This window comes from Micromonospora sp. WMMD754 (assembly GCF_049315235.1).
Lineage (GTDB): Bacteria > Actinomycetota > Actinomycetes > Mycobacteriales > Micromonosporaceae > Micromonospora > Micromonospora sediminicola.
The window spans coordinates 2499874-2520714 of sequence record NZ_CP186058.1; the positions used below are offsets into that span (position 1 = coordinate 2499874).

The following is a 20841-nucleotide window of genomic DNA, read 5'->3' on the forward strand; positions in this document are numbered from 1 at the left end:
CGTTACTGGTAGTCCTCAGGTCTGCAGCGTGACCTGCGGGTATACAGCAGCCCGAATGGGCGGCTGTTAGGGATCAGTAGAGGTTCGGCAGCTCATCGCAAGCGCAAGGAGGTCAGCTGGGAATGGCCGAATCGGTGGGTGCTTGGGGGTTGCTAACGCAAGCCCTGCCGGTAATGTCCCCGGCACACCTTGTGGGGAGGTGAGGGTGATGCTCATTGGGGCGGAAGTACCGCACGAGGCCGAAGCAGAAGGCTCGAGCAGCACCCTGCCGGACTTCGACGTTGGCTCCGCTCGTTGCTCGTTCTGGTACAGACGCCCTCGCCTGCTTGGAGTACCTAGCCAGCCGACGCGGCCCTCATGAACAGGGCTCGGGTCCGAGGCCTGGGACCGCGTAGGGTGCCAGCGTCATGCCCTCCAAGACAGCAAGGTCAGCAGGTACGCAACCCGATGAAGCCAGCCGACGGTGCAGCAGCCGACAACCATGAGGACACTCTCGACACGAGCCGCAATCTAGAGGGAGGCGCCGAGGACGACACCTTCGTGCCTCTAGTGCGGGATCTGCTGAAGTGGTGCCGTCGTGTCCAAGCACCGCCGGTGCCACCAGAGGTTGTGCCGGGACCGAACGATAAGGAACGCCCCCTACTGGGTGCTCTTGGTGGCATTGCCTCGGCTCTCCTTCGCGATGCACCGGCCGTTAAGACTAACCTGCCTGCGGCGGTAGAATCCTGGATCTCCGGTGCCCCGACGGTTCCTCCGGATCTGGCTGCTCGCTTGGTCACCGCCCTCAAAGGCGAGCAGGATCCATTAGCAGCTGTATATGAGGGTATCGTTGCCGGCCCTCGTCGTCGAAAGTTAGGGACCTTCTTCACGCCCTTTACGGTCAGTGCCTACATGGCGAGGATCGTTCAACACCGACTTACCGTGTCACCGCAGGTTGTCGCTGACCCGGGTGCGGGCGTGGGTGCGTTCACAGAGCTTGCATTCGAAATCTGGCCCCAAGCCAAGATCCATTCAATAGATGTGAACGCAGTCACGTTGGGCCTCCTTGCTGCGCGGCCAGCGCTTAGCGGTGAATCTTCGGCTCGGCTAGAACTGCATCATGAAGACTTTCTAACCTGGCTGGATCAGGCATGGGCAAGTATGCCCAGACCCGGCTTGATCTGGGGTAACCCCCCCTATACGCGGCATCAGGAAATGGATGCAAGAGCAAAACGGCGTTCGCGAGAGGCGGTCGGCCCCTTAGCACCCGGGGGAAGAGCCGGGCTATCAACCTACTTCCTGGCGGCAGCGCTTCATGCACTGAGGGAAGACGACTCCTTATGCTTGCTGCTTCCCTGCAACTGGCTTGAGTCGGATTACGCCTCCTTGCTTCGAGAACATATCTGGGCGTTGAAGTCGCGGAGAGTAGAAATTCATACCTTTCCGCACGATCTTCGGCTCTTTCCTGCGGCACGAGTAACTGCAATGGTTCTCTGGGTCTCGCCAGCCCATGCGCCAGAGCCAGATTTAATCGCATACGATGTCGAGGGAGACCTCCAAACCGGCTTTTCTGCGGCACGCGCACACCGCTGGGATCGAAGAGGACCTGTGCCGCCCAGTCTTGTTGCAGGCAGAGAGCGTCTTCGGCGTGAGGAATCCGGAAGGCGAACGATACCGCTTAATCAGGTCGCAACCGTCCGACGTGGGGTAGCGACTGGCGCAAACTCCTTTTTCTTGCGAACCGACGCCGAAGTGGTCGACCTTCCAGCAGGAACATATGTGCCGGCCGCAACCAGGCTCCGCGATCTCGATAAAGACGTTTTGGATGCGGAGCAACATGCGAGGCTTGGCGTTCTCGGCAGAAGGCGATGGTTGCTGCGCTTGGACGAAAAGGACTGCAATGTTCAAGTGGTGCGGGATCTTGTGGCTGACGGTGAAACTGACGGTGTGAATCAGAAACATCTGTGCAAGACCAGGAAGACTTGGTATTCACTTGAGAAGGTCCCGCCTCCTGACATCTTAGTCGGGCCGATGGGCAAGGAACGTTTCCGGGTGGTACTGAATGCCATAGGTGCTGTTCCCACGAACACCCTTTATGCGGTTCGCCTGCGACGGCGGCCTGTTGAGCCGGAGTTACCCAAGTTGCTGGCTGATTGGCTGCGTAGTGCGGAGGGGCAGTGGGCAATGGCGAGTGTTGCACGTCAACACGGCTTGGGCGTCCTGAAGTTGGAGCCAAGCGACCTCGCGCAAATTCCACTTCCTGACTGGCTTGCGGATCGCCTAGAACCAAGCTACGCCAGACCATCCTCACCGTACACGGAGGGAGACGCGAGTGACTTCCAAGCAGGTCGGTGAGCGCTTCAGCTTCACTGTCGACACCCACCTCTTCCGAGAATTAGGGGAGCTTCTCGTCGGCCGTGAGAGCACGGCTTTGATGGAGTTGATTAAGAACGCGTACGACGCGGATGCTACGCGCGTTACTGTTAGCGGGCGGGGCCTACGCATCAAGGATGAAGGCCGGATCTCAATCATGGATGACGGGATCGGCATGACCCCGGACATCTTTCAAGGGGCGTTCCTACGAATTGCTGGCAGGTATAAGGAGCAGGGTGACCGGAGGAGCCCCAAATTCAGGCGCAGGTATACGGGCGCCAAAGGCGTTGGTCGTCTGTCGGCGCACAAGCTAGCGCGGCGACTGGAGGTAGTTTCCACTCCAAGTGCAGTCGTCCGGGCCGTCATCGAGCCGGGGCGGCCTCGCCGAGGCGTGCGAGCCTTGATTGATTGGGAAGCGCTGGAAGACGATCATGAAACCCTAGAACAGGCCGGAGAGGGCCTGGTCGTCAAACCCTTCATTCCTGGCCCGTCCGACATCCCGGGCACTACTCTGGTACTGAGTGGGCTGCGCCGAAAATGGACGCCCACTGCATTGGAAAACTTCATTGCCGAAGTTTCTTCCGGTTATGCCCCAACTGAACTGCTAAGCCCTCCGCCCGCGGGAGTTGTTCGTGACGGACTTTTGCTGGGCACGATTACACCTTGGACACGAGGGTCGAACGACCCTGGTTTCAGAGTAGTTTTCGATGGCGATCTGGACACGGGCGAAGCTCTCGTGGCGGAGCTCATGCAACGAGCGAACTGGCTCATTGAGATCGAAGCGTCAGCGAGTGGAGTTACATTCGCAATCGAGCCGACCAAGGCCGAGGCGCGAGGGCTTGAGAACCTGCCCCATTACAGGTTCTATATGGATCATCCGGACCCGGCAAATGGTCCCTTTTTCTTAGCGAGGATATACGCTAGGGAGGGGAGCGTTGGGTCTCGTGCATCAGTATTGGGACGCTTCGCTCGGCGTACAAGCGGTATACGGGTCTACGTTGAGGGATTCCGCACCCTCCCATACGGCGACCAGGGTGACGACTGGCTGAGCTTGGACCGGGACTATGCCCGCAAGCCAAGGTCGTTCGACATCGATCTCGATTCCGGTTCGGGGTCCAGTGTGGGGCCCGTGGAGAACGAAGGCTTTCTGACGCTCGGGAACGACCAGTATTTTGGTGGCGTCTTTCTAACGGCCGATGGCGCAGAATCGTTGCGACCGGTCGTTAACCGAGAAGGCTTCCTCCAAAATGCGGCATTCGGGCACCTTCGGGACATCGTGCGGAGCGGGGTCGACCTGTTGACTCGCGTGCGAGCTGCCCGAAACGCCGAGGACAAGAAGCGGCGCCGAGCAGAGATGGCGGCGGATGTCGCAAAGACCACAGAGAGTCCAACGACTCATCCTCGGCGAGACACCCCGTCTTCTGTCCATGCCTCAGTTCGCAGAAGCGAGGAGCCGCCACCCGAGCCGGCTTCAAGTAAAAAAGAAGATCTGGCGATGTCGCTCGCCGTCGTACGGGACGAAGTTCACGACCTTCGCTCTGCCGCCGGGAACCCTGAAGTTCTCCCAAGGGTGGCGAGAATTGAACGGGCGCTGGATCTCCTTGAGGAAGCCTCGCAATACGACGAAGAAGAGGCGACTCTTCGATTGCTTGCCGGCGTCGGGCTTCAACTAGCTGCATTCGTTCATGAAATCAATGGCGTGCTGGGCCTCGCTCGCTCAATCAGAGCGCTGACCGAGGCAGCCCGCTCCTCAACTACGGGCAACCGAAGGCTACCGGCTCTACTGAGAGATGTGGATGCCGCAGCCGATCAGCTCGTACAGTCGCTGGCGCGGCTTGCTAGTTACCTGGTCGATGTCGTCGGGCCCGATTCGAGAAGGCGCCGACGTCGAATTCCGCTCAGTGACGTAGCCGACTCTAGCCTTGCTTTTGTTGCGGGTTCGGCTCGGGAGCGTCAAATCACGATAGAGATAGACATGGCCGAGGACGTCAAGACGCCTCCTGTCTTCCAAGCCGAGTTGACACTCGTCCTAACGAATCTGCTTACAAACGCGATTAAGGCGGCGGAAACCGGAGGGCGCATCGCGGTCAGCGGTCGAGCGGCCCTAGAGGGGGGCGTTCGTATCGTTGTAGAGAATACTGGAATTGCTGTTGATCTGAACGATGCTGAAAGGTGGTTTAGGCCTTTCGAGTCAACAACAGTCAGCGTAGACTCGGTTCTGGGGCAAGGAATGGGTCTCGGGCTACCCATCACTAGAAGGGTGATTTCAGAGTATGGAGGGACGGTGCGATTTGTAAAGGCTGGCAAGGGTTTTATGACAGCGGTCGAGGTCTTTATTCCAGGGCGAAGAGTGCGGCGGTGAAGATGAAGCTCGAGAACGGGTCTCCTCACGTTCTTATCATTGATGACGAAGTGGAACGCGAACGGTCGGTCGCGGACGGCCTCGAAACTCAGGGCCTCGAGATCGAGGTCAAATCGCCAGATAGCGTCACTGAGGATGATCTCCGCGATGCAGATGTGATCTGTGTGGACCAATACTACGACTGGGCCAAGGTGCCGCACCCGGATGAAGCAATTTATTGGCCGCAAGACGGACTCGCCATTGCCGCTGTGGTGGCCGGGCATCTTCGACGCATCGATCACCATGCTGCCATTGCGCTTCGCACCGGCGACCTCGCTCGTCTAGCGAAGAATCTCCCGACCTCTATGCGGGAGCCACTCGTGGCAGCTCAGAACAACATCGACTGGATTCTCTCAAAGGGGGATCCTATGATGGCCCAAAAAATCCGCCAGCTTGGGGCAGCGGTTAAGGGCCTTGCGCCATTGGCTATCGATCCCCGGAGCTGGAACGAAGGTGGAAGGTGGCTGGGTCTACGGGATGAGATCCGGTGGGCTGAGGCGGCCTTGGCTGATGTGCAGATCTCCAGGCCGCCCGAGAACGTGGTCGCCACCTACACATCCGGGACTGCATGGCTCCGCTGGTTCACTCATCGAATACTTCCGTTCCCTACCTTCCTCCTGCCTGTCGAATGGGCCGCTGCCGTACTGAGGCTGACAGCAAAGGACTTCTGGGAGATTTCCAGCTCTGACTCGCCGTTGGGTCGCAAACTTCAGGAGTGTCGGTATGTTGGCCACCTTGGCAGCTTAGTTGGAGAGCGATGGTGGCGCGCGGGCCTAGATGCAGTGGTCGATGACTGTCTTTCGGAAGCGCCTGCCTCCTCAGACGAAGCAGAGGCACTGGCCGAGCAATTCACGCGGCTTCACGGGCGTACGGTACGGACTTTGAACTATGCCAATCCGGTAGTTGCCGTAGATGCCGATTATCGTGTCACAGGCGTTGCGGATGCCTCTAGTTGCCTTCGCCTAGCGCCCGACCTCTGGCCTGTTTTTGCCGAAGAGCCATGGGCTGAACTCGAAGAGATTGAACATGATTCCGAACTGAGGACGATGGTTGCTCGCGGGGACCGCGGCCGAATCGAGGGAGGACTCGTTGACTACCTCTAATGGCTCAGGCACCAATACCTCTGTGCAGGTTGTCTTAGACACTGGTCCACTTCTTTGCTTTGGCCACGTTACCGGAGGTGTGCGCCTACTACTCGGTCGCTACCACGGTCGCATGAACTGGACGCAAGCTGTGGCGGAGGAGATTAGGGGCCACTCGAGAAGAAGGCGAAGCGGTGGAGGCATTGAACTTGCCCAAGCGGCCCAGCGTTGGTTAGGCACGGATGGAAAATCCCTTACCGGGCCCCACGTGATTGAGGACCACGAAGAGGTGGAGAAGGTTCGAAGTCAGGTTCGGGCGGAGTCGCGTCGACCGATTCCTCCTGGGCATTCGGATATGGGTGAGGCGGAAACGTTGGTCTTCGCGAAAGAAGGGTCACACGCCGCCATCATAAATGAGGATGCAGCTCGGCGAGTCGCCGCTAACCTGGGTGTTCGGGTGTGTTGTGCGCTTGACATTCTAATCACCGCATATAATGAACAGCACCTGAACTTGGCGCGACTCAGGCGCCTGTATGAGGAAATGAGGGGAGCTGGAATTGATTGCGGTGATGTGCTTCCGAGTGATCCGGGGCGGATTCGCCGCTGGGTGAACAAGGCCCCCGCCTGACTAGCGTGTCGCCGTCAGCAAGCGCGTCGGCCATGGCAGGTGTGACTGCGGTTCAGGCCGTCGCGCGTGTAGCAGCAGAGGTCATGCTGTGCGGCGGTGGCGGCGCGGCGGATGGCCCGGCTGAAGCGTCCTGGGAGGTCGAGTCGGCCGGCCGGTACACTCCGCTGCGCTGCCCCCGTTGGGTGGCAGCACCGCTCTAGTCCACGCTTGGCAGCTTTGGTCCCAGCACGTCATCCGCGTCGACGATCGTGTACGCGTACCCCTGCTCCGCCAGGAACCGCTGCCGGTGCGCCGCGTACTCCGTATCGATCGTGTCCCGGGAGACGACGGTGTAGAAGTGCGCCTGGCGCCCGTCGGCCTTCGGCCGTAGCACCCGTCCCAGCCGCTGCGCCTCTTCCTGCCGCGACCCGAACGTCCCGGACACCTGGATCGCCACCGCCGCCTCCGGCAGGTCGATCGAGAAATTGCCGACCTTGGAGATCACCAGGGTGCGCACCTCGCCCGAGCGGAACGCGTCGAACAGCCGCTCGCGCTCCTTGTTCGTGGTCGAGCCCTGCACGATCGGCGCGTCCAGGTATTCCCCGAGCTGGTGCAACTGGTCGAGGAACCCACCGATGACGAGGACCTGCTCGTCCGGGTGCCGCTCCACCAGCGCCCGGACCACCGGCAGCTTCGTGCGGGCGGTCGCCGCCATCCGATAGCGCTCCTCCGCCTCCGCCGTCGCGTACGCCATCCGCTCCGCGTCGGTCAGCGTCACCCGTACCTCGGTGCACTCCGCCGGGGCGATCCAGCCCTGCTGCTCGATGTCCTTCCACGGCGCGTCGTACCGCTTCGGGCCGATCAGGCTGAACACGTCACCCTCCCGGCCGTCCTCGCGTACCAGCGTCGCGGTGAGGCCGAGCCGGCGACGGGCCTGGAGGTCCGCCGTGAAGCGGAAGATCGGCGCGGGCAGCAGGTGCACCTCGTCGTAGACGACCAGGCCCCAGTCGCGGGCCCCGAACAGGTCCAGGTGGGTGAACGCGCCGCCGCGCCGCGAGGTGAGCACCTGGTACGTGGCGATGGTGACCGGGCGGATCTCCTTGCGCTCGCCCGAGTACTCGCCGATCTCCTCCTCGGTCAACGAGGTGCGGGCGATCAGTTCCCGCTTCCACTGCCGTCCCGCCACCGTGTTCGTCACCAGGATCAGCGTGGTCGCCTTCGCCTCGGCCATCGCCGCCGCGCCGACGAGCGTCTTGCCGGCGCCGCAGGGCAGCACGACCACCCCGGACCCGCCGGCCCAGAACGCCTCGACGGCTTCCCGCTGGTACGACCGCAGCGTCCACGGCCTGCCGCCGTCCTTGCCGGACTCGGCCAGCTCGATCGGGTGCGCCTCGCCGTCCACGTACCCGGCCAGGTCTTCCGCCGGCCAGCCCAGCTTGAGCAGCGCCTGCTTGAGCCGGCCCCGCTCGGACGGGTGCACCGCGATGGTGTCGTCGTCGAGCTTCGCGCCGAGCATGCCGGCGAGCTTCTTGCTCTTCGCCACCTCGATCAGGACCACCCGGTCCAGCGCGCGCAGCACCAGCCCGTGCACCGGATCGTTGGCGAGCTGGAGCCGGCCGTACCGGTCCATCGTCTCCGCCACGTCCACCAACAGCCCGTGCGGCACCGGGTAGCGGGAGTACTTGATCAGGGAGTCGACCACGCCCTCGGCGTCGTGGCCGGCGGCCCGCGCGTTCCACAGGCCCAGTGGGGTGAGCCGGTAGGTGTGCACGTGCTCGGGGGAACGCTCCAACTCGGCGAAGGGCGCGATGGCCATCCGGCAGGCCTGCGCGTCCGGGTGGTCGATCTCCAGCAGCAGCGTCTTGTCCGACTGCACGATCAGTGGTCCACCGCTCACGCCAGGGTCCTCTCGCATCGCCCGGAATCTCTGCCCGCACCACAGCTGACCTGCCGAAGGCGGACCATCCAGTGTTACACGCCGGGGACGGTCCGAAAAAAGTCTTGCTGGACAGGCAACGTCATACTCGTCCCACACGTCTAGCAAGCGGGACAACTGTCCAGGGAGGGCCCATGCAGCGTGTCCGGTTTCTCGCCCGGGTCGCCGGCCTGGCGGTGGTCGTGCTGGTCGGCGTCGGCGCGTGCGCGCTCGATCCGCAGCCGGAAGGCGCCGGGGTCACCACCCCCGCACCGGTCGGGCTGACGGAGGGAGCATCGGGGGCGAGCGCGCCGCCCACGTCCGAACGGCCGGCGACGTCCCCGTCGGCGCAGCCGAGCCGGACGGCCACGCCGAAACCCTCCCGGTCGCCCGGGGCGACCGCCTCCCCGAAGCCCACGCCGAAGCCGAGCCGGTCCAGCGGATGCCCGCAGGGGGAGCACCAGCGGGCCGTGGAGAGCTACCTGAGCCGGCTGGGCGGTTTCGGGACGCTGACCGTGGACGGCGCGCAGTCCGCCGCCGACTGCGCCGCGATCAAGAAGTTCCAGAGCCGGTACGGCATCAGCCCGGCCTCCGGTCGCGCCGGCCCCACCACGTACGACGTGGCGAAGCGGCTGGCGAGCACCGACGTGTCGCGCTGCCGGGCCGGTTCCCGGCTCACCTTCTGCGTCGACCTGACCCGGCAGACCGTGTGGGCGATGCGCGGCGGCACGGTGGTGATGGGCCCGACGGTCACCCGCACCGGCATGTCCGGCTACGCCACGCCGGCCGGCACCTACTCGGTGGGGCGGAAGAACCCGCGCGAGTGGTCCAACCCGTACGAGGTGTGGCTGCCCTACTGGCAGCAGTTCAACGGCGGGATCGGCTTCCACGAGACCACCACCTACCTGCACAACGGGGCGATCGGCTCGCACGGCTGCGTCAACCTGCTGCACCGCGACGCGGTACGCCTCTGGGAGTTGGGCTCGGTCGGCACCCGCGTGGTGGTGGTCGGCCGCCGCCCCGGCACCTGAGCCCCGCCCCGCCCGCACCCGTGACCGGACCGCCCGGATCAGGGTTTTAACCCCTGTCCGCGCGATCCGCTCGGTGTCACGCTGGAAGCCGGGTCCACCACGGGGCGGGGAGGGGCTGACATGACCGTCGACCAGGACGTGCTTCCCGAGGACGAGCGGACGCGGCAGCACGAGGTCTCCACGGCGGTGATGGTCGGCTACGCGGCCGCCGCCGCCGGCGTGTTCGGCTGGTTCCTGTTCGGGCTGCTGGTGCAGCGGCAGGGCTTCGTCGACTCGGTCGGGGAGTCCGCCGGCGCGGCCTTCGCGCTGCTGCTGGCCGTCTCGGTGATCGGCACGTTGCGCCGCAACGGGGAGTGACGCCTCACTCCTCCAACACGGCGGCCGTGATCCGGTGCAGCGCGAAGGTGTGCAGCATCTCGGTGCGGTCGTCCTCGGCGCGCAGGTAACCGGCGCCGATCGAGACCGGCCGCACCAGCCGGGACGCGGTCGCCCCGTGCGCGTCGACGTAGCCCACCCAGACCAGCGCCCGGTCCCGTACCGCCTGCTGGAGCACCGCCAACGCGTCGCCGTGCCCGGGCACCGGCGTCGGACCGCCGGGCGGCGTGCCACCGCGGACCACGGCCGGCGCCCGCCGCGCCGCCCGGGCCGCCGCGTCGCCCCGGCGGATCTGTTCGACCACGCCGAGCAGGCGGGGCATCGGCAGCTTCGGCGTGGCCAGCGGGTCCACCGGGCGTCCGGTGACCGGCGTCCGGGCCGGCGCCCGCCGGGTCTTCGGCCGGGCCAGCACCGTCGCTCCGCTGGCGTCCTCGGGCACCGGCGCGTAGCCGGCGTCGCGCAGCGCGAGCAGCATCCGGTTGACCTGGTACGGGGTGACCAGCACCGTGGGCGCCAGCCGGCGGAACGCCAACGACTCCAGCCGACGGTCCGACTGGACCTCGGTGAGCAGCGCCTCGTCGTCGCTGCGCACGTAGCCACCGGCCGAGCCGACGCGCAGCCCGCCGTGCTTGCGCGCCACGTCGTCCACCAGGTAGGTGAGGCCCTGCGGCACCGGGGTACGCGACCGGCGGCGGAACAGCGCGTGCAGGTCGTCAGCGGTGTAGCCGGCGTCCAGCGCCCGCCGGACGCTGGCCGTGGTGACCCGGTGCACGCTCGCCCCGCCCGCCGACTCGTGCTCGGCCACCACGTCCAGCTCGGCGGCGAGCGCCGGGTCGGGCGGACCGGGCACCACCACGGTCAGGTCGGCCTGCACCAGGACGTGGTCGACCGGAGCGGGCAGCAGCCCGTCCAGCGCACGCACCGCCGTCGACGGATCACCCGACTCCGCGTCGGAGCGCAGCCCGAGCGGGTCGTCACCCCGCTCGTCGGCGTCGTTCAGCTCGGCCAGCAGCAGCCGCCCGTACGAGGTGAGCGCACCGAGCCCGGTCACGCCGAGCCGGGCGGCCTCGGCCAGCACCTCCCGGTGCGCCGCCTCGCGGCCCCGGGCCCGCCGGGGCGCCCGCCAGTCGAGCAGCTCCAGCACCTCGTCGGGGGTCGGCGCGGTGCCCTGCGGCAGGTCGGCGAGCACGGCGAGCACCGCGCGCCGGGCGGCCGGCGCCCCGGCCCGTTCCGCCTCGGCCGAGAGCACCGAGATCGGGCGGTCCCGGTCGTCCCGCTGCCCGACCAGGCCCACCTGGCGGGTCATCGCCAGCCAGGCGCGGGCGAGTTGCTCCCAGCGTTGGGCGAGCGACGCGGCACGCCACACCTCGTACCCGCCGGTGGGCAGGATCTGCTGGTCACCGCCGTACCGGGTGCCGGCCCCGCCGGTCAGCTCCAGCTCGCCGACGAGCCCCGCCGCGTACGCCACCTCGAACAGCAGCGCGGTGGTCGGCTCGTCCTGGCCGAGACCGCGGGCGAGTCGGCGCAGGTCGCGCACGCCCACCCCGCCGGAGCGCAGCACCGGCGCCGGCTCGACGACCAGCGCCTCCAGCAGCGTCTCGGTGTGCCGGACCACCTCCATGGTCTGCCCGGCGCCGGCCGAGTCGACGGCCTTGACCTCGCGGGGCGGGCCGGAGACCAGCGGCGGGCTGGTGCGCAGCGGGCCGAGCGGGCCGGCGTCGCGGCGCAGCACCAGCCCCACCTCGCGGGGCAGCTCGACGGTGCCGCCCTTGCCGCCGGACATCCGCACCAGCAGCCGGTGCTCGACCAGCCAGCGGATCGGTGAGCCGGTGGGCGCGCCGCCGTTGACCAGGTCGGGCGGGAGCACGTCCTCGCCCCCGGTGGCGGGCGTCTCCAGCGCGCCCGGCGCCACCGTGCCGACCGGTGGGCCGGCGGCGAGCCGGTCCAGGACCGCCCGGGCCGAGGGCGGCGCGGCGAGCAGCGTCCGCCGCAGCTTCGCCGGGTCCGCGCAGAGGGCCGCCGCGCGCGCGTCCAGCTCCGCCGCCGGCCGGCCGAGCCCCGCCGGGTACGGGGACACCTCGTCGACGCCGCCCACCACGCACAGGTCGTGCTCGGGGCCGTAGAGCAGGAACCGGGCCCGGAGCCGGTCCACCGCGGCGCGGACCGCGGTCGGGGCGGGCGGGTGCGGCCCGGCGGTGGCCATGGCCAGGATCTGGTCGGTGGAGGTGGCGCCCTCGGGGCCCCGGGTCAGCCGGGCGGCGTCGAGGATCTGCAGGGTGAACTGGTCCAGCCCGTCGAGCGCCCGGGCCACGGAGACCCGGGACTGGGCGCGCAGGGCGAGGGCGGACACGTCGGCCGGCACCGGCACGACGAGGTCCGGCCGCAGCTGGAGCAGCGCGGCCAGGGAATCGTCGGGAAGGGCCCGCAGGTGGTCGGCGAGTGAGGTGGTCATCGTCGTACCACGCTAGCCCGCTGGGTAGGTTCTCGGCATGTCTCCGCTGATGGTCGGCTTCGACCTCGACATGACCCTGGTCGACTCCCGCCCCGGCATCGCCGCGGCCTTCCGGGCGCTGACCGCGCGCACCGGCGTGCCGGTCGACGAGGAGCTGGCCGTCTCCCGGCTGGGTCCGCCGCTGCGCACCGAGCTGGCGTACTGGTTCCCGCCGGAGCGGGTCGAGGAGGCGGTGACGCTCTACCGGGAGCTCTACCCCGCGTACGCGATCACCCCGACCGTGCCGATGCCGGGCGCGGCGGCGGCCCTGCGGGCGGTGCACGCGCGCGGCGGTCGGACGATGGTGGTGACGGCCAAGATCGGGCGGCTGGCGCAGCTGCACCTGGACCACCTCGGCCTGCCGGTCGACGAGCTGGCCGGTGACCTGTTCGCCGAGCAGAAGGCGACCGCGTTGCGCGAGCACGGGGCGACGCTCTACGTGGGTGACCACGTGGCCGACATGGCCGCGGCGCGGGCGGCCGGAATCCCCGGCGTGGCGGTGGCGACCGGCCACTGCACGCCGGACGAGCTGAGCGCCGCTGGCGCGGAGATGGTGCTGGATGATCTCGCCGAATTCCCGGCGGCGGTCGACCGGATCATCGGGCTAGCCTTGGAGGGGTAGACGGTTCGAGTGGAGCGGGGTTCGACAGGTGCCGACGGGTCGAGTGAAGTGGTACGACGCGGCCAAGGGATACGGGTTCGTCACCAGTGACGAGGGTGGCGACGTGTTCCTGCCGAAGGGCGCGCTACCGGCGGGTGTCGCCGACCTGAAGGGTGGTCAGCGGGTCGATTTCAGCGTGGTGGACAGCCGGCGGGGCGCCCAGGCGATGGGGGTCAAGCTGCTGGAGGCGCCGCCGTCCGTGGCGGAGCTGCGCCGGCGACCGGCCGAGGAGCTGCACGGCCTGGTCGAAGACATGATCAAGGTGCTGGAGGCGAAGGTCCAGCCGGACCTGCGCCGGGGCCGCTTCCCGGATCGCCGGACCGCGCAGAAGATCGCTCAGCTGGTCCACGCGGTGGCGCGCGAGCTGGAGGTCTGAGGGACGAGCCCGGCGTCGGCGGCCCGGCCCAGCAGTGCCTCCACGGCGGCGAAGCCGGCCTCACCCAGGTCGGCGGTGAACTCGTTGACGTAGAGGCCGATGTGCCGGTCCACCACGTCGGGCTCCATCTCCTGCGCGTGCGCGAGGACGTACTCGCGGCTGGCCTCGGGGTCGGCCCAGGCCTGCCGCACCGACTCGCGGATCCAGGCGGCGGCCTCGACCGGGTCCACCGCGCCGCGGCGGGCCAGGATCGCGCCGAGCGGGATCGGCAGGCCGGTGTCGCCCTCCCACCACTCACCCAGGTCGACCAGGGCGGTCAGCCCGTGGCGCGGGTAGGTGAAGCGCGCCTCGTGGATCACCAGCCCGGCGTCGTACCGGCCGGCGGCCACGCCCGGCATGATCTCGTGGAACGGCACCACCTCGATCCGCGCCGGCGCCTGGTCCGCAGCCCAGAGCCGGAACAGCAGGTACGCCGTGGTCCGCTCACCGGGCACCGCGACGGTCGCGCCGGACAGGTCGGCCCGGTCGCCCCGGGTCAGCACCAGCGGCCCGCAGCCCCGGCCCAGCGCGCCTCCGCAGGGCAGCAGGTGGTAGTCGTCGAGCAGCCACGGCAGCGCCGCGTAGCTGACCTTCACCAGGTCGAACGCTCCCCGCTCGGCGGCCGTGTTGGTGACGTCCACGTCCGCGTAGGTCACCTCGACCGGCGGTGCGCCCGGCACCCGGCCGTGCACCAGCGCGTCGAAGACGAACGTGTCGTTGGGGCAGGGGGAGATCGCCAGGGAGAGCGCCACGCCCCCACCGTAACCCCGGCCGCGTCGTCGGCTGCCACCCCGGCTGTCCGGGTGTGACCGGCGGAGCTGCGGACCGTTGGTTCCAGGGCCGGCGGTCGCCCGTCCGGCGGCCCGGCCGGATCCTGGTCGTGCGCCTAGAAACTTGATGACGTGGGCGAGTCAGCCGCTGCCCTGCGCCCCGCCCCGCTTGGCCCGAGTCATCCCCGTCATCAAGTTCCTAGTCAGCCCGAAGGACACCCTCATCCCCAGGAGCACCGCTTTTCCACATGGTTATCCACAGGTGGACGTGCGGGGTGGATGGCTGCGGTGCCCACCGTCGACCATGTCGTCGTGAGTGACCCTGGGCAGGCCATCGATCTGGGGGCGACGCTGCGGGCGTTGCGCCGGGCGGCCGACCTCAGCCAGCGCGAGCTGGCGGCGAGGTCCGGGGTACCGCAGGCGACCCTTGCGCGCATCGAGTCCGGGCGGTCGACCGGGCCGAACTTTCGCACGGTCGAGCGGCTGGTGGCCGCGGCCGCCGGTCGGATCACCATCGCGGGGCGACCGGCCGGTCCGGGCGACGCGACGGGTGCCGCGACGGGCGCCGCGACGGCGGCCGGGGTGCTGACCGCGGTGCCGCAGCAGGGGCTGCGCGACGCTGCCGGTCGGCACTGCCCCGCGCACCTGGACGCCCGGGAGGTGCGCGAGCCCAAGGACTGGCCCGGTGCCTGGTGGGCGCACTGGTCGAGCCTGGGGAGCGGCTCGCGGACGCCGCTGCCCGCCGTCACCTACCGGATCGACCGCGATCGGCGGGACCGCGACCGGCACCGGGAGTGGGTGCGTCGGGAGCACCGGGTCCGGCGGCACCTGCACCCGGTGCTCCCGACGACCTCCTGGCGGTTCGTCGCCGAGTTGCCCGACGGCACGCTTGTCGGCGAGTTGCACGCGCACGAGCCCGGCGACGGGTCGTTCGAGGCGGATCCGTCGCCGGACGGGTGTCAGATCGTGGTGGACGGGCTGCGGGTCGCGCCGGCATACCGGCTGCTCGGGATCGGTCGGGCGTTGGTCGCCGCGCTGACCGCCGAGATGGCCCGGCGCGACGTGCGGTCGGCCCGTGTCGTCGCGGAGGGGGAGGGCGCGCGTTTTCTGTGGCTCTGCGGGTTCGAGGTCGAGTCGTGGTCGGCGGCGGTGATGAGATTCGAGCGGCCGGTCAGCGGAGCGCGGCCGCGGCGGTGGTGAGCGCGGTGAACGCCTCGCGCATGCGCCACGAGCTGCGGTCCCGGGGGCCGACCGGGTTCGAGATCGTCCGCAGCTCGGCGAAGGGGACGCCGGCCTGGGCGGCGGCGACGGCGACGCCGTACCCCTCCATGGCCTCGGCCACGGCGTCGGGGTGCCGGTCGGTGAGGGCCGCGGTGCTCTCGGCGGTGCCGGTCACCGTGCTGACCGTGAGCACCGTGCCGACGGTGGCCGCCGGCAGGGCGGCGCGCAGCGCGCCCAGCAGGCCCGGGTCGGCGGGCACGACGCGGCCGCCGCCCAGCAGCTCCGGGGGCATGCCCAGGTCCTCGACCGGGATGAACCCGGCCGGCGACTCGGCGCCCAGGTCGGCGGCGACGCTGCGGTCGGCCAGCACGGTGCCGCCGACGGCGACCCGGCCGACGAAGCCGCCGGCGATGCCGGCGCTGACCACCGCCCGGTACGGCTGCCCGGCCGCCTCGGCCAGCGCCAGCATCCGTGCGGTGGCGGCGCCGGCGACCGCCGGGCCGACCCCGACCGGCAGCACCGTCACGCCCGCACCGGTGAGGCCGGCGCGGACCGCCTCGGCCTCGGCGGGCACCGCCGTGACCACCAGCAACCCGGTCACGCCACCGGCCCCCGGGGGTCGCGCCGGGTCTCGTCCTCCGCCGTGCCCGGCCCGCCGACCGACGAGGAGGGGCGGTAGATGTGGAATCCGGGCGGCGCGAGCCCGTCGTCGTCCGGTCGCGGTTCGACGCGCTGCGGCGCCGGCGAGGTCGGGGCCGGGTCGTCGAACGAGGTCGGGGCCGACTCGTCGGGGCGGCTGACCGGCTCTGCGTCCGGCTCGTCGGCGCCCAGTTCGTCGTCGCCCAGCGGCCGGCCGGCCAGGTGCTCACCGCGCAGCCGGCCGGCGACCAGCACCCCGCGCAGGGCCACCAGCGAGGCCACGGCGGCGGCGACCGCCACGCCGATCAGGCCGGTGAACGGCACCAGCCCGAGCCCGCCGCCGGCCACGAAGGCGAGCATCAGCGCGGTCTCCGAGTGCGCGAAGGAGCTGGCCCGCAGCCGCTCCGGGATGCGTTCCTGGATCGAGGCGTCCACCGCCAGCTTGGCGATCCCGCTCATCAGCGCGGCCACCAGGCAGAGCAGCGCCACCATCGGCAGCGAGAACTTGAGCGTGGCGAGCACCGCCACGCCGGCGACGACGATCGTGCCGCTGGACTGGATCGCGGTCGGGCGGTGGATGCGCAGCCGGGTGCCGAGCGCGGTGGCCAGGAAGGTGCCCACCGCGAGCGCACCGCCGACCAGGCCCAGCGCGGCCTGCGCACCCAGCTCCCGACCGAAGAAGTCGGTGGTCAGGTCGCCGCCCTTGATGGCGAACGCGAGGAAGAGCAGCAGGAAGCCGTAGAGCCCGCGCAACGCCGCCGCGCCGATCAGCGTGGCGATCACCAGCCGGCCGGCCGGGCGCCCCCGGCCCAGCGGGCGTTCGCCGTCGCGGCGGCGCATCGCCCGCAGCGGGTGCGGCAGCCGCTCCGGCGGCTCCGAGTCGGCCTTCGGCGGCAGCCGGAGCGAGATCACCATGCCGATCAGGAAGATCACCGAGGCGACCCGCAGCGGCCACTGCGGCCCGAACCAGAACGCGGCCAGGCCGATCGGGGCCACCAGCGCGCCGGCCACCGTGCCGTAGACGCTGGCCCGCGCCCCGACCTGGGACAGCCCCAGCCCGTCGGGAAGCAGTCGGGGCACCGCGGCGGAGCGGGCCACGCCGTACGCGCGGGAGAGCGCGAGCACCCCGAACGCGGCCGGGTAGAGCCCGAAGCCGCCGATGTAGTCGGAGATCAACCAGGCCAGGAAGGCCCGGCCGAGCATGGTCGCCGCCAGGGCGTAGCGGCGGCCGTGGCGGAAGTGGTCGAGCAGCGGCCCGACCACCGGGGCGAGCATGGCGAACGGGACCATGGTCACCAACAGGTAGAGCGCGACCTTGTTGCGCGCCTCACCCAGCGGTACGTCGAAGAAGATCGTCCCGGCCAGGCCGATGGCGATCAGCGTGTCGCCGGCGCAGGAGAGCGCGTGCAGGTCGAAGAGGCGGACCATGCCCACCTCGTTGCCGGCGCTGCGGGCCCGGGCGGTGCCGGCCCGGCGGGTCATCCAGCGCCCACCGTGCACCGAGCCCCGCAGCAGCAGCCGGGTGGCGCGGATGCCGGTGCCGACGGTCCGCCCGAGAAAGGAGCGGCCGGAGCGGGAGGACAGCGCCATGTGTCCCATCCTCGCCCATCTGCTCCGCGCGCGCCGCATCACCCGGAGAGAACGACTCCGGGGAGTGCCTGTCACCGTTCCACGGGCATGGGGAACAATGGACCGGTGACCAGGCCCGCCTCCGCCCGCGCTCCCCGGCTCGACCAGGTCTGCGCCGCCGCCGTCGAAGTGGCCCGCGACGCCATCACCGAGGTGGAGCCGACCGACGTCGGCGACCACCTCCAGGCCGTCGCCGAGGGCGACCGGGTCGTCACCCACTACTTCGACTGCCGGATGGCCGGCTACCGCGGCTGGCGCTGGGCCGTCACGGTGACCCGGGTGCCGCGCAGCAAGCACGTCACCATCTGCGAGACGGTGCTGCTGCCCGGCCCCGACGCGCTGCTCGCCCCGGGCTGGCTGCCCTGGCAGGAGCGGCTCAAGCCGGGCGACCTCGGCCCGGGCGACCTGCTGCCCACCCCGGCCGACGACGAGCGGCTCGCCCCCGGCTACCTGCTCTCCGACGACCCGGCCGTGGAGGAGACCTCCTGGGAGCTGGGCCTCGGCCGGGCCCGGGTGCTGTCCCGCGAGGGACGCGCCGACACCGCCCAGCGTTGGTACGACGGCGACCACGGGCCGGACGCCCCGATCTCGACCGCCGCCCCGGCCGCCGCCCGCTGCGGCACCTGCGGCTTCTATCTGCCGCTGGCCGGTGCGCTCCGGCTGGCCTTCGGCGCCTGCGGCAACTTCTTCGCCCCGGACGACGGCCGGGTGGTCAGCGCCGACCACGGCTGTGGCGCGCACTCGGAGACGTTGGTCGAGGCGGCGGCCGAGACGCCGGTCGACGAGCTGCCCACGGTCTACGACGACAGCGCGGTCGAGGCCATGTCGGTCAGCCGCGCCCCGGGCTCGGTGGAGGCGGCCGAGCCGGCGGAGCCGTACGGCCACCCCTGACCGGTCAGCGCTGAGCTTCGGCGGCCGCGCGGCGGCGACGCCGGTTGGCGTCGTGCCGCATCATCGTGGCCAGCCCGGGAAAGCCCCACAGGAAACCGGCGAGGCAGGTCCAGAGCCAGTTCTGGTGACCGTGCGCGGTGAGCCAGTCGCGGAAGAAGAGCAGCAGCACCAGGCCGGCCACCGCCCAGGCGATCAGCCCGGCGACGGCGAACGGCACCATCGGCGGGTCGAGCGGCTCGGGCCGCGGCTGCTGCTCTCGGGGCACCGGTCCAGCGTACGTGATCGTCCTTCCCTGCCCGCTGGGTGATCTGGGACGATGCGCGCGACAAAACCGGTCGATGAACACGATGAGGACCCGATGTCCATTGCTCCGCCGCCGGATCACGGCACGCCGCCCGACCCCGCGCATCCGCGCAACGCGTTCGACCGCTACTTCGAGATCTCCGCCCGCCGGTCCACCACCGGCCGGGAGATCCGGGGCGGGTTCGCGACGTTCTTCACGATGGCGTACATCGTGGTGTTGAACCCGCTGATCCTCGGCGGCGCGGAGGATGCCGACGGGCGCACGCTGGCCATCCCGGCGCTGGCCGCGGCCACCGCGCTGGTCGCCGGTCTGATGACCATCCTGATGGGGGTGGTGGCCCGGTTCCCGATCGCGCTGGCCGCCGGGCTGGGCGTGAACGCGCTGGTCGCCTTCGAGATCGCGCCGCAGATGACCTGGGCGGACGCGATGGGCCTGGTGGTCATCGAGGGTGTGCTGATCGGCATCCTGGTGCTCACCGGGCTGCGTACCGCGGTGTTCCGGTCCGTGCCGACGCAGCTCAAGACCGCGATCGGCGTCGGCATCGGCCTGTTCCTGACCATCATCGGGCTGGTCGACGCCGGCTTCGTGCGGCGGGTGCCGGACGCGGCGAACAGCACGGTGCCGGTCGGGCTGGGCATCAACGGCAAGATCGTCAGCTGGCCGATGCTGGTCTTCGTGGTGGGCCTGCTGATCACGGTGGTGCTGGTGGTCCGCCGGGTCCGCGGCGCGATCCTGATCGGCATCCTGGCCTCCACCGTGCTGGCCGTCGTGGTCGAGGCGATCGGCAACATCGGCCCGTCCTTCGTCGACGGCAAGCCGAACCCGAAGGGCTGGGCGCTGAACGTGCCCGAGCTGCCGAAGCAGGTGGTGGACCTGCCGGACCTGTCGCTGCTGGGCAACTTCAACGTGCTGGACTCGTGGACCCGGGTCGGCTGGCTGGTCCCGCTGATGTTCGTCTTCACGCTGCTGATCACGGACTTCTTCGACACCATGGGCACGATGGTCGCGATCGGCCAGGAGGGGGACATGCTCGACGAGCAGGGCACCCCGCCGCGCGCCAAGGAGATCCTGCTGGTCGACTCGATCGCCGCCGCCGCGGGTGGCGCGGCCTCGGTGTCGAGCAACACCTCGTACATCGAGAGCGCGGCCGGGGTCGGGGAGGGCGCCCGGACCGGCGTGGCCAACCTGGTCACCGGCGCCCTGTTCCTGCTGGCCATGTTCCTGGCGCCGCTGTCGGCGATCGTGCCGTTCGAGGCCGCGTCGACCGCGCTGGTGGTGGTCGGCTTCCTGATGATGACGGCGGTCCGCACGATCGACTGGACCGACTACGAGATCGCCATTCCGGCGTTCCTCACCATCGTGCTGATGCCGTTCACCTACTCGATCTCGAACGGCATCGGGGCCGGCGTGATCAGCTACGTGCTGGTGAAGCTGGCGAAGGGCAAGGCGCGGGAGGTCCACCCCCTGCTGTACGGCGTGGCCGCGCTCTTCGTCCTCTATTTCCTGCGCGGGCCGATCGAGTCCGTGCTGCTCTGACGCTGGTGAGCCTGGTCATAACGCATGTCGTTAGCCAGGCTCATTAGTTAAGCTAACGAGTGTGACGGAGCGGACGGTGACGGCGAAACGCGTGCCACCGGCGCAGCTGGCCCCCCAGCTGCGAGATGCGATCACCCGACTCAACCGGCGGGTCCGACAGGCCCGGCCGGTCGGCGACCTCACGGTCACCCAGCTGTCGGCGCTCACCAGCCTCAGGCTGGCGGGCGCCCTCACGCCCCGGGAACTGGCCGACGTCGAACGGGTGCAGCCGCCCACGATGACGAAGATCGTCGCGAAGTTGGAGGAGCGGGGCCTCGTGCAGCGCACCCCCCACCCGACCGACGGACGGCAGGTCATCCTGGCGGCGACCGAGGGGGGACGGGCCGTGCTCGACCAGTTCGAGCGGGCCCGCAACGAGTGGCTGGCCAGCCGGCTGGCCGCGCTCAGCGAGGAGGAACGCGACACGCTACGGCGGGCCGCGGACATCCTTCAGGCAATCGCCCGCGCCTGACGCCGCGTCG

General features: G+C 69.4%; 17 protein-coding genes and 1 pseudogene. 12 read left to right on the forward strand and 6 right to left on the reverse strand.

Annotation, left to right across the window (positions count from 1 at the left end; translation table 11 throughout):
• Positions 1–447: 447 nt before the first annotated feature.
• The 4 genes and pseudogenes from ACN27B_RS12190 to ACN27B_RS12205 all read left to right on the forward strand — a co-directional run.
• A pseudogene (locus ACN27B_RS12190) lies at positions 448–1410 on the forward strand (N-6 DNA methylase); the annotation flags it as partial.
• A gap of 303 nt (positions 1411–1713) precedes the next feature.
• A complete protein-coding gene (locus ACN27B_RS12195) occupies positions 1714–2334 on the forward strand; it encodes a hypothetical protein (protein WP_422746155.1) in 621 nt (206 codons plus the stop codon).
• Positions 2312–4714 (forward strand): ATP-binding protein, encoded by a 2403-nt coding sequence (locus ACN27B_RS12200; protein ID WP_422744993.1) that lies wholly within the window; start codon positions 2312–2314, stop codon positions 4712–4714. Before ACN27B_RS12195 ends, ACN27B_RS12200 begins: the two co-directional genes overlap by 23 nt.
• On the forward strand, positions 4711–5856 hold the full coding sequence (locus ACN27B_RS12205; protein WP_422744995.1) for a hypothetical protein: 1146 nt from the start codon (positions 4711–4713) through the stop codon (positions 5854–5856). The genes ACN27B_RS12200 and ACN27B_RS12205 overlap by 4 nt, the downstream gene beginning before the upstream one ends.
• Positions 5857–6659: 803 nt before the next feature.
• Here ACN27B_RS12205 and ACN27B_RS12210 read toward each other — a convergent pair.
• Positions 6660–8339 (reverse strand): DNA repair helicase XPB, encoded by a 1680-nt coding sequence (locus ACN27B_RS12210; RefSeq protein ID WP_422744997.1) that lies wholly within the window; start codon positions 8337–8339, stop codon positions 6660–6662.
• Between the two features lie 173 nt (positions 8340–8512).
• Here ACN27B_RS12210 and ACN27B_RS12215 point away from each other — a divergent pair, with 173 nt between their 5' ends.
• Positions 8513–9388, forward strand: coding sequence for a L,D-transpeptidase family protein (locus ACN27B_RS12215; protein WP_099162830.1), 876 nt, complete (start codon positions 8513–8515; stop codon positions 9386–9388).
• Positions 9389–9508: 120 nt separating this feature from the next.
• Complete coding sequence (locus ACN27B_RS12220) at positions 9509–9745, forward strand: hypothetical protein (protein ID WP_099162829.1); 237 nt, start codon at positions 9509–9511, stop codon at positions 9743–9745.
• A 4-nt stretch (positions 9746–9749) separates the two neighbouring features.
• Here the strand turns inward: ACN27B_RS12220 and ACN27B_RS12225 are convergent, their stop codons facing one another.
• Entirely contained in the window at positions 9750–12215 is a 2466-nt protein-coding gene (locus tag ACN27B_RS12225) for a helicase-associated domain-containing protein (protein ID WP_422745000.1), read from the reverse strand.
• A gap of 37 nt (positions 12216–12252) precedes the next feature.
• Between ACN27B_RS12225 and ACN27B_RS12230 the strand changes: the two genes are divergently transcribed.
• Both ACN27B_RS12230 and ACN27B_RS12235 read left to right on the forward strand, forming a co-directional pair.
• Positions 12253–12876, forward strand: coding sequence for an HAD family hydrolase (locus ACN27B_RS12230; protein ID WP_099162827.1), 624 nt, complete (start codon positions 12253–12255; stop codon positions 12874–12876).
• 28 nt (positions 12877–12904) lie between these two features.
• The gene (locus tag ACN27B_RS12235) at positions 12905–13291 is read left to right on the forward strand and encodes a cold-shock protein (RefSeq protein ID WP_091583311.1); all 387 of its coding nucleotides are present in this window, start codon (positions 12905–12907) and stop codon (positions 13289–13291) included.
• On the opposite strand, the gene ACN27B_RS12240 is transcribed toward ACN27B_RS12235, so the two are convergent.
• Positions 13252–14082, reverse strand: a complete 831-nt coding sequence (locus tag ACN27B_RS12240; RefSeq protein WP_091584294.1) for a 1,4-dihydroxy-6-naphthoate synthase — start codon at positions 14080–14082, stop codon at positions 13252–13254. The genes ACN27B_RS12235 and ACN27B_RS12240 overlap by 40 nt on opposite strands.
• Before the next feature lie 330 nt (positions 14083–14412).
• Between ACN27B_RS12240 and ACN27B_RS12245 the strand changes: the two genes are divergently transcribed.
• The gene (locus tag ACN27B_RS12245; protein ID WP_422745003.1) at positions 14413–15300 is read left to right on the forward strand and encodes a GNAT family N-acetyltransferase; all 888 of its coding nucleotides are present in this window, start codon (positions 14413–14415) and stop codon (positions 15298–15300) included.
• On the opposite strand, the gene ACN27B_RS12250 is transcribed toward ACN27B_RS12245, so the two are convergent.
• Together ACN27B_RS12250 and ACN27B_RS12255 are read right to left on the reverse strand one after the other, a co-directional pair.
• Positions 15272–15922 carry a futalosine hydrolase gene (locus ACN27B_RS12250; protein WP_422745005.1) on the reverse strand — a complete coding sequence of 217 codons (651 nt, stop codon included), beginning with the start codon at positions 15920–15922 and terminating at the stop codon, positions 15272–15274. The genes ACN27B_RS12245 and ACN27B_RS12250 overlap by 29 nt on opposite strands.
• Positions 15919–17550, reverse strand: a complete 1632-nt coding sequence (locus tag ACN27B_RS12255; protein ID WP_099162824.1) for an MFS transporter — start codon at positions 17548–17550, stop codon at positions 15919–15921. Before ACN27B_RS12255 ends, ACN27B_RS12250 begins: the two co-directional genes overlap by 4 nt.
• An 87-nt stretch (positions 17551–17637) precedes the next feature.
• On the opposite strand from ACN27B_RS12255, the gene ACN27B_RS12260 reads away from it, so the two are divergent.
• Entirely contained in the window at positions 17638–18480 is an 843-nt protein-coding gene (locus tag ACN27B_RS12260) for a DUF3027 domain-containing protein (protein WP_099162823.1), read from the forward strand.
• A 4-nt stretch (positions 18481–18484) separates the two neighbouring features.
• Here ACN27B_RS12260 and ACN27B_RS12265 read toward each other — a convergent pair whose 3' ends face one another.
• The gene (locus ACN27B_RS12265) at positions 18485–18700 is read right to left on the reverse strand and encodes a DUF2530 domain-containing protein (RefSeq protein ID WP_371682304.1); all 216 of its coding nucleotides are present in this window, start codon (positions 18698–18700) and stop codon (positions 18485–18487) included.
• 138 nt (positions 18701–18838) lie between these two features.
• On the opposite strand from ACN27B_RS12265, the gene ACN27B_RS12270 reads away from it, so the two are divergent.
• Both ACN27B_RS12270 and ACN27B_RS12275 read left to right on the forward strand, forming a co-directional pair.
• Positions 18839–20320, forward strand: coding sequence for an NCS2 family permease (locus ACN27B_RS12270; protein ID WP_099162821.1), 1482 nt, complete (start codon positions 18839–18841; stop codon positions 20318–20320).
• 61 nt (positions 20321–20381) lie between these two features.
• A complete protein-coding gene (locus tag ACN27B_RS12275; protein ID WP_172967863.1) occupies positions 20382–20831 on the forward strand; it encodes a MarR family winged helix-turn-helix transcriptional regulator in 450 nt (149 codons plus the stop codon).
• Positions 20832–20841: the final 10 nt, after the last annotated feature.